The organism is Pseudonocardia kunmingensis (assembly GCF_006716445.1).
GTDB lineage: Bacteria > Actinomycetota > Actinomycetes > Mycobacteriales > Pseudonocardiaceae > Pseudonocardia > Pseudonocardia kunmingensis.
This window is the reverse complement of record NZ_VFPA01000007.1, coordinates 340,727-349,319: the sequence shown is the minus strand read 5'-3', so window position 1 is coordinate 349,319 and position 8,593 is coordinate 340,727. Positions and strand designations below refer to the sequence as shown.

Sequence of the window (8,593 nt, the reverse complement as noted above, 5' to 3'; positions counted from 1 at the left end):
TCCAGGACCTGCTCAACCCGAACCCCTGGGAGCAGACGAAGTACGTCGACTTCCCGGAGGGGACGCTCCCGGTGGTCGCGCAGGGCACGTGGGGGTGGCGCTACGACTGGGGCCCCGAGGGCGCCGCCCCGATCGAGGGCGTGCAGGACAAGGTGGCGACCTGGGACTACCCGGCGCTGGTGCCGGGCACCCAGCCCTACTCGGTCAGCGGCGGCGGGTTCTCCTACGGCGTGAACGCCGAGACGGAGCACGCCGACGCCGCGGTCGAGCTCGCCCAGTGGCTGAGCTCGGGCAGCGCGCTCGCCCGGCAGCTCGTCGCGGTCGGCGCCGCGGCGCCGCGCTCCGGCATCTCCGACCTCGCGCCCTACAGCGGCGAGCCGAGCCTCCTCGACGCCGAGGAGAAGCTCGCGACCAGCATCGACGTGCCGGAGGGGGACGGCGCCGACCAGGCGTCCCAGGCCGCGCAGAACGCGACCGAGCAGATCCTCCTCGGCAAGGCCGACGGGGCGCAGGCGGCGTCCGCGTTCGCGAGCGAGGCGGCCGACCTGCTCGGCCCCAGCCTGGTGTCGCAGTGACAGCTGCCGGCGCGCCGGTCGCGCGCCCGGGCCCGCGGCAGCGCCACGGCGGGCTCCTGTCGCTGCTGCTGGGACCGTCGGTCCTGCTCATCGGCGTCTTCGTCATCGCCCCGACCGCGTACGGGGTCTACCTCAGCTTCACCAACACCCAGCTGACCGGCTTCGCCGCCAGGAACCCGCAGTACGTCGGCCTCGACAACTACTCCTACCTGCTCGGGTCCGGGGACTTCCTGGCGTCGCTGGGGCACACCGGTTCGTTCGTGCTCTGGTCGGCGATCATCGGTCAGACCGTGCTCGGGATGCTCGCCGCGCTGCTGCTGGGACGCAAGTGGCTGCGGGGCAAGGGGCTGTTCGGCGCCGCCGTGCTGCTGCCGATGGTGGTGCCCGAGGTCGTGGCGTCGCTGACCTGGGCCAGCGTGCTCTCCCCGCGCGACGACGGCACGCTCAACCGGCTGCTCGGCCTGCTCGGCGAGGCGCCGGTGGCGGCGCTGCAGGAGTCCCCGATGCTCTGCATCATCGTCGTCAACATCTGGCGGGGCATCGCGTTCGCGATGATCATGTTCCAGGCGGCGCTGGAGGACGTCCCCGACGAGCTCATCGAGGCCTCCCGGATCGACGGGGCGAGCGCGGTGCAGGTCTTCCGGTACGTCACGCTGCCGCTCATCCGCGGGCCGGTGTTCCTCTACCTGCTGCTGACGACGATCACCACGGTCGGCGTGTTCGGGCTCGTCTACTTCCTGACGCAGGGCGGCCCCGGCTCCGCGACCGAGCTCACCTCGATCTACATCTTCGAGCGCGCGTTCCAGTACTCGCAGATCGGGCTCGGCAGCGCGGCGTCGGTCATCCTGCTGGTGCTCGTCCTCGTCCTCGGGCTCACCTACGTCCGGCTCGCGAAGGTGGACGTGTGACCGCGACGGCGGAACGCGTCGCGCCCCGCGCGCCCGCCCGGTCCCGGCCGCAGCTCTCGGCCGTGACCGTCGTCCAGCGCGCGCTCCAGTACGTCCTCCTGGCGCTGGTCGCGCTGTTCTGCGTGGTGCCGTTCGCCTGGGTGCTGCTGAGCGCCGTGGACGCCGACGCGGGCCCCACCGTCCAGAGCCCGACGCTCACGCTCGAGAACTTCGCCCGCTTCTTCACCGACGCCGACACGCCCCGGCTGCTGGTCAACAGCCTCGTCGTCGCGATCGCGGCCACGGCGCTCAACCTCGCGGTCGGCGTCCTCGGCGCCTACGGGCTGTCGCGCTTCCGCTTCCGCGGCCGCAAGTTCTTCATGTTCTCGATCCTGCTCATCCGGGTGATCCCGGCGCCGGCGACGATCGTGGCGCTCTACCTGCTGATGGTGAAGATGGGCCTCGACAACAGCTACCTGGGCCTGATCCTGGTGGAGGCCGCCGTCGCGCTGCCGGTGACCCTGTGGCTGCTGAAGGGCACGATCGACGCGATCCCGTTCGAGCTCGAGGAAGCCGCCTGGATGGACGGGAACACGCGGTTCGGGGCGATCCGCCGGATCGTGTTCCCGCTGGTCGGCCCCGGCCTGGGGGCGGCCGCGATGATCACCTTCATGGCGGTGTGGGGCGACTTCCTGACGCCGCTTGTGCTCCTCCAGTCGCCGGAGCTCTACCCGCTGTCGATCGGGCTCTTCCAGGCCTTCAGCGCGTTCAACCAGGTGGACTGGGGTGTGCTCGCCGCCAGCGCCCTGATCTACATGGTGCCTCCGACGATCCTCTACGTCCTGCTCCGCCGGTACCTCCTCCGGTCGAGCCTCGGCGGCGCCCTCAAAGGCTGACCCGACCGGGTTCTCGCAGGTTCCTCCACTTCCAAGGGACGACGAACGACTGTGGTTGACGAGACCAATCCGCACGGCCGCTCGCAGCTCGACGCCGTCGAGCTCGCGATGCTGCGGGTGCGGCGCTTCACCGAGTTCCGCATCCGGCCCGCGCTCTACCGCGACTCCCGCCCGGTCGAGGTCGCCGCGTGGCAGGTCGGCGGGGAGCCCGTGCCGTTCGCGCACGCGGTGGCGCAGCGGTTCGAGCCGTTCGCGCTCGGCCGCGCGTGGGGACGGCCGTGGGACACCGTCTGGTTCGACGTGCGCGGCGAGGTCCCCGCCGACTGGGCGCCGGACGAGACCGAGCTCGTCGTCGACCTCGGGTTCACCGGCGACCAGGCCGGGTTCCAGGCGGAGGCCACCGCCTACCGCCCGGACGGCACGATCGTCAAGGCGATCGAACCGCTCAACGCCTGGGTCCCGCTCCCCGGGCCGGGGCCGTTCCGCCTGCTGATCGAGGCGGCGGCCAACCCCGTCATCCAGACGCCGTACGAGTACGAGCCGACGGCGCTGGGGCACAGGGCGACGGCGGGCGAGGCGTTCCAGTACCGCCTCACCGACGTGTCGGTGGCGCGCCGCGACCTGGTGGTGTGGGAGCTGCTGCAGGACGTGGTGGCCCTCGACGGGCTCGTCGACGTGCTGCCCGCACACGGTGCCCGCCGCGCCGAGGTCGTCCACGCGCTCGAGCGCATGGTCGACGTCATGGACCCCGACGACGTCCCGGGCACGGCGGCGCGAGGACGTGAGGTGCTGGCCGCGGTCCTGCGCAGCGGGGCCGCCGAGAGCTCGTTGATCGTGTCCGCCGTCGGGCACGCGCACATCGACTGCGCCTGGCTCTGGCCGGTGCGCGAGACCGTGCGGAAGGTCGCGCGGACCTTCGCCAACGTCCTCGACCTCGTCGAGCGCCACCCCGACTTCGTGTTCGCCGCGTCCTCGGCCCAGCAGTACGCCTGGCTCAAGGAGAGCCAGCCGGAGCTGTTCGAGCGCGTCCGCAAGGCCGTGGCGGCGGGCCGCATCCGGCCGGTGGGCGGGATGTGGGTCGAGTCCGACACCAACATGCCCGGCGGGGAGGCGCTGGCGCGCCAGTTCGTGCTCGGGAAGCGGTTCTTCTCCGAGGAGTTCGGGGTCGACAGCGAGGAGGCCTGGCTGCCCGACTCGTTCGGCTACACCGCCGCGCTCCCGCAGATCGTGCGCGCGGCGGGCGCCCGCTGGTTCCTCACCCAGAAGCCGTCCTGGAACACCACGAACGCGATGCCGCACTCGAGCTTCCTCTGGGAGGGCATCGACGGGTCGCGCGTGTTCACCCACTTCCCGCCCGCGGAGACCTACAACTCCGACCTCGGCGCCCAGGACCTGGCCCGCACCGAGCGCGTGTTCCGGCAGAAGGGCGCGGCGCGGCACGTGCTCGGCCTGTTCGGCTGGGGTGACGGCGGCGGCGGGCCCACCCGGGAGATGCTCGCGGCCGCCGAGCGCAAGGAGGACCTCGACGGGTCCCCGCGCGTCCGGCTGGGCAACCCGCAGGACTTCTTCGCCGCGGCCGAGGCGGAGCTGCCCGCCCCGCCGGTGTGGGTGGGCGAGATGTACCTCGAGCTGCACCGCGGCACGCTGACCTCGCAGCACCGCGGCAAGCACGGCAACCGCCACAGCGAGGGCCTGCTGCGCGAGGCGGAGCTGTGGGCGGCCACCGCGGCCGTCCGGCACGGCACCCCGTACCCCTACGACGCCCTCGAGCGCGCCTGGCAGGTCGTGCTCCTGCAGCAGTTCCACGACATCCTGCCCGGGACGTCGATCGCCTGGGTCCACGAGGAGGCGGAGCGCAACTACCAGCGCGTCGCCGAGGACCTGACCGCGCTGATCGACACCTCCCTCGCCGCTCTCGGCGCAGGCGGCGACACCCCGGTCGCCGCGAACGCCGGGCCGTACACGCACGACGGCGTGCCCGGACTGGGCATCGGCCCGGTGACCGCACCCGCCGTCGCGCGCCCGCGCCCCGACGGCGACCGGATCGTGCTCGAGGACGGCCTGCTGCGCGTCGAGGTCGACCGGCGCGGGACGCTCGTCTCCGTCGTCGACCGGGCCGCGGACCGCGAGCTGGTGCCCGCGGGGCTCGCGGGTGGCGTCCTGCAGCTGTTCCGCGACACCCCGCGGGAGTGGGACGCGTGGGACATCGACGACGAGGACAAGCGCAGCGGGCGCGACCTCGTCGAGCCCGCGTCGGTCGAGGTCGTGGACGACGCCGTGGAGGTCCGCCACGAGCTGGGGGACACGAGCATCGAGGTCACCATCCGGCTGGTGGACGGGCGCGTCGAGTACGGCTTCGAGATCGACTGGCACGAGTCGCAGAAGCTGCTCAAGCTCGCGTTCCCGCTCGACGTGCGCGCCGACCGGGCGACGTCGGAGATCCAGTTCGGGCACCTGCACCGCCCGATCCACCAGAACACGTCCTGGGACACCGCGCGGTTCGAGACCGTCGCCCACCGCTGGATCCACGTCGGCGAGCCCGGCTACGGCGTGGCCATCGCGAACGACGTGGTGTACGGCCACGACGTCCGGGGCGGCCAGGCGCCCGACGGCCGGCCGACGACGACGGCGCGCCTGTCGCTCCTGCGGGCGCCGCGCTACCCCGACCCGGGCGCGGACCAGGGCCGGCACTCGTTCACGGTGAGCCTGCGCCCCGGTGGGATCCCCGAGGCGGTCGTCGACGGGTACGCCCAGCACCTCCCGCCGCGGATCACCCGAGGACGCCCGACCGCGCCGCTGCTCGAGGTCACGGACCCGGCGGTCGTCGTCGAGAGCGTCAAGCTCGCCGAGGACCGGTCCGGCGACCTCGTCGTGCGCCTCTACGAGGCGCACGGCAACCGCTCGCGCGCCACCGTGCGCACGGCGTTCGGCTGGACCGAGGCCGTGGCCACCGACCTGCTCGAGCGGCCCGTCGCGGGCGGCGCGGTCCGGCGGACGGACCCCGGTGCGGAGCTCGACCTGGAGCTGCGCCCGTTCGAGCTGCTGACCCTGCGGTTCTCCTGACCCCCGAGCCTGAGAGGAACCACCGCGTGTCCGCCGACGAGACGCAACCCCGCCCGGAGTACCCCCGACCCCAGTTCCGCCGCGACCGGTGGCAGAACCTGAACGGCCGCTGGGGCTTCGAGGTCGACCGCGGCGACAGCGGGCTGGCCCGCGGCCTGCGCGACCGCCCGCTGGCGGCCCAGATCCTCGTGCCGTTCGCGCCCGAGAGCGCGCTGTCCGGCATCGACGACCAGGACTTCCTGCGCGCCGTCTGGTACCGGCGCGCGGTCACGGTGCCGGAGGAGTGGCGCGGCAGCCGGGTGCTGCTGCACTTCGGCGCGGTCGACCACGACACCACCGTGTGGGTGGACGGCGTCGAGGTCGGGCGGCACCGGGGCGGGTTCTCCAGCTTCTCGTTCGACATCACCGACGCCGCGCCGCCGGGCGTCGAGGTGGCGCTGGTCGTGCGGGCCCGCGACGAGCCGGAGGCGCCGCAGGCGCGGGGCAAGCAGTCCCGCGACTACGCCCCGCGCGCGGCGAAGTACTGGCGCACGACCGGGATCTGGCAGACGGTCTGGATGGAGCCCGTGCCGCCGACCGCGATCCGGCGCCCGCGCATCACGCCGAACGTCGCCGGCCGGTCGTTCGACGTCGAGGTGCCGCTCTCGGCGAACCTCCTCGGCGGCGTCGTCCGGATGACGGTGTCGGACGAGGCGGGCGAGGTCGTCACCGGGGAGGTCCGCGCCGACCTCGACCTGGCGCCCCGGCTGAGCCTCGTCCTGCCGCAGGAGCGGGTCCGCCTCTGGTCGCCGGCCGATCCCTTCCTCTACGACCTGCACGTCGAGCTGCGGGACGCGGACGGGCACCCGGTCGACGAGATCGCGTCGTACGCCGGGCTGCGGAGCGTCGCGATCACCGGGAAGCAGGTCCGGCTCAACGGCGAGGTCGTCTTCCAGCGCCTGGTGCTCGACCAGGGCTGGTACCCGGACGGCCTGATGACCGCGCCGAGCGACACCGCCCTCGTCCGCGACATCGAGCTCTCCCTCGCCGCGGGCTTCAACGGCGCGCGGCTGCACCAGAAGGTGTTCGAGGAGCGGTTCCTGCACCACGCGGACCGTCTCGGCTACCTCGTCTGGGGCGAGTTCGGCGACTGGGGCTGCAACACCGAGCAGGGCGAGACCACGAACCAGCAGCCCGGCGCGTCGTACGTCCAGGAATGGCTCGAGGTGCTGGAGCGCGACCACTCCCACCCCTCGATCATCGGCTGGTGCCCGCTGAACGAGACCTGGCAGGCCTACGGCGACCGCATCACCGCCCTCGACGACGTGATGCGCGGGATGTTCCTCGCCACCAAGGCGTTCGACACGTCGCGCCCGGTGCTGGACACGTCGGGCTACGCCCACCGGATCGCGGAGTCCGACGTCTTCGACAGCCACGACTACGAGCAGGACCCGCAGGCGTTCGCGGCGAACCACGCCCGCCTCGCCGACGGTGACCCGTACGTGAACCGGTCCGACGACACCGGCGAGTCGTGGTCGATCGCCTACCGCGGGCAGCCGTTCTTCGTCAGCGAGTTCGGCGGGATCTGGTGGAACCCGGCCGAGGCCGGGCGCGCGCAGTCGGCGAGCGGGTCCTGGGGGTACGGCGACCGGGTGCGCGACCTCGAGGAGTTCTACGCCCGCTTCGAGGGCCTCGTCGCGGTGCTGCGCGACGACCCGGAGATGTTCGGGTACTGCTACACGCAGCTGACGGACGTCTTCCAGGAGCAGAACGGCCTCTACCGGTTCGACCGGACGCCCAAGTTCGACCTCGCGCGGATCCGCGCCGCCCAGGTGCGCCCGGCCGCGATCGAGCGGCGATGAGACCGAACGTCCTCGTGCTCTACGCCGATGACCTCGGCTGGGGCGACGTCGGCTGCTTCGGGGCCGCCGACGTGGCCACCCCCCACCTCGACCGGCTGTGCGCGTCCGGCGTCCGGCTGCCGCAGTGGTACTCCAACTCGCCGGTCTGCTCGCCGTCGCGGGCCTCGTTGCTGACCGGGCGCTACCCCGCGCACGCAGGGGTCGAGACGATCCTGGGCGGGGATCGCCGCACCCGTGGCCTGCCCCGGCAGGAGACGCTGGCGACGGAGCTGCGCCGCCGGGGCTACCGGACCGGGATGTTCGGCAAGTGGCACCTCGGGGTGGACCACGAGTTCAGCCCGCGGCAGCACGGGTTCGACGAGAGCTTCGGGTTCCGCGCCGGCTGCGTGGACTACTACTCGCACATCTACTACTGGGGTGCGCACAACCCGGTCCACGACCTCTGGGACGGCGACGAGGAGGTGTGGCTCAACGGGGACTACCTGACGACCGTGCTCGGGGAGCGGGCGTCGGAGTTCGTCGCGCGCGACGACGCGCGGCCGTTCCTCTGCTACGTCCCGTTCAACGCGCCGCACTACCCGATGCACGCCCCGGCCGAGTACGTGGACCGGTTCGCGCACCTGCCCGACGGCCGCCGGATCACCGCGGCCATGGTCGCCGCGATGGACGACGCGATCGGGCGGATCCTCGACACGCTCGACGAGCACGGCCTCCGCGAGGACACGCTCGTCTTCTTCTCCTCCGACAACGGGCCGTCGGCCGAGAGCCGCAACTGGCTCGACGGCGAGGAGGTCTCCTACGACGGGGGTTCCACCGGCGGGTTCCGCGGGACGAAGGGGTCGCTGTTCGAGGGCGGGATCCGGGTGCCGTCGATGGTGTCGTGGCCGCGCCGGCTGCCCGCAGGCGTCGACTTCGCGGGCGTGGGCGCCATGATGGACCTGCTCCCGACGATCCTCGAGGCCGTCGACGGCCGTCCGCCGCAGCCCACCGACGTCGACGGCCGCTCGCTCCTGGCCGGCCTGCGACAGCCGGCCGCCCACGCCGACGCCCGCGCCGACGACCGCGCGGTGTTCTGGAGCCACGACGGGCAGTGGGCGGTCCGGCGCGGGCGGTTCAAGCGCGTCCACCACCCCCGCGAGGGAATGACCCCGCCCCACGTGCTCGACCACGCCCTCTTCGACGTCTGCGCCGACCCGGCGGAGACGACCGACGTGTCGGAGCGCTTCCCGGAGGTGGTCGGGGAGCTGGACCGCGAGTTGGAACAGTTCCGCATCCGCCACGAGGGGTGGGCCGCGCTCGCGGCGTAGGCGATCGACCCGCTGCACGCTCCC

At 72.9% G+C, this 8,593-nt stretch carries 6 protein-coding genes; all 6 read left to right on the top strand.

Going from position 1 to position 8,593, the window contains the following annotated elements; translation table 11 throughout:
* The coding region (locus tag FB558_RS43685) for a type 2 periplasmic-binding domain-containing protein (protein WP_211367189.1) at positions 1–575 on the top strand (575 nt) is incomplete at its 5' end.
* The gene (locus tag FB558_RS40645) at positions 572–1,483 is read left to right on the top strand and encodes a carbohydrate ABC transporter permease (protein WP_142064300.1); all 912 of its coding nucleotides are present in this window, start codon (positions 572–574) and stop codon (positions 1,481–1,483) included. The genes FB558_RS43685 and FB558_RS40645, both read left to right, overlap by 4 nt.
* Positions 1,480–2,358 carry a carbohydrate ABC transporter permease gene (locus tag FB558_RS40640; RefSeq protein WP_142064297.1) on the top strand — a complete coding sequence of 293 codons (879 nt, stop codon included), beginning with the start codon at positions 1,480–1,482 and terminating at the stop codon, positions 2,356–2,358. Before FB558_RS40645 ends, FB558_RS40640 begins: the two co-directional genes overlap by 4 nt.
* 51 nt (positions 2,359–2,409) lie before the next feature.
* On the top strand, positions 2,410–5,421 hold the full coding sequence (locus tag FB558_RS40635; RefSeq protein WP_246107122.1) for an alpha-mannosidase: 3,012 nt from the start codon (positions 2,410–2,412) through the stop codon (positions 5,419–5,421).
* A 26-nt stretch (positions 5,422–5,447) separates the two neighbouring features.
* A complete protein-coding gene (locus tag FB558_RS40630) occupies positions 5,448–7,262 on the top strand; it encodes a glycoside hydrolase family 2 protein (RefSeq protein WP_142064294.1) in 1,815 nt (604 codons plus the stop codon).
* Positions 7,259–8,569 (top strand): sulfatase-like hydrolase/transferase, encoded by a 1,311-nt coding sequence (locus FB558_RS40625; protein ID WP_142064291.1) that lies wholly within the window; start codon positions 7,259–7,261, stop codon positions 8,567–8,569. The genes FB558_RS40630 and FB558_RS40625 overlap by 4 nt, the downstream gene beginning before the upstream one ends.
* Positions 8,570–8,593 lie beyond the last annotated feature (24 nt).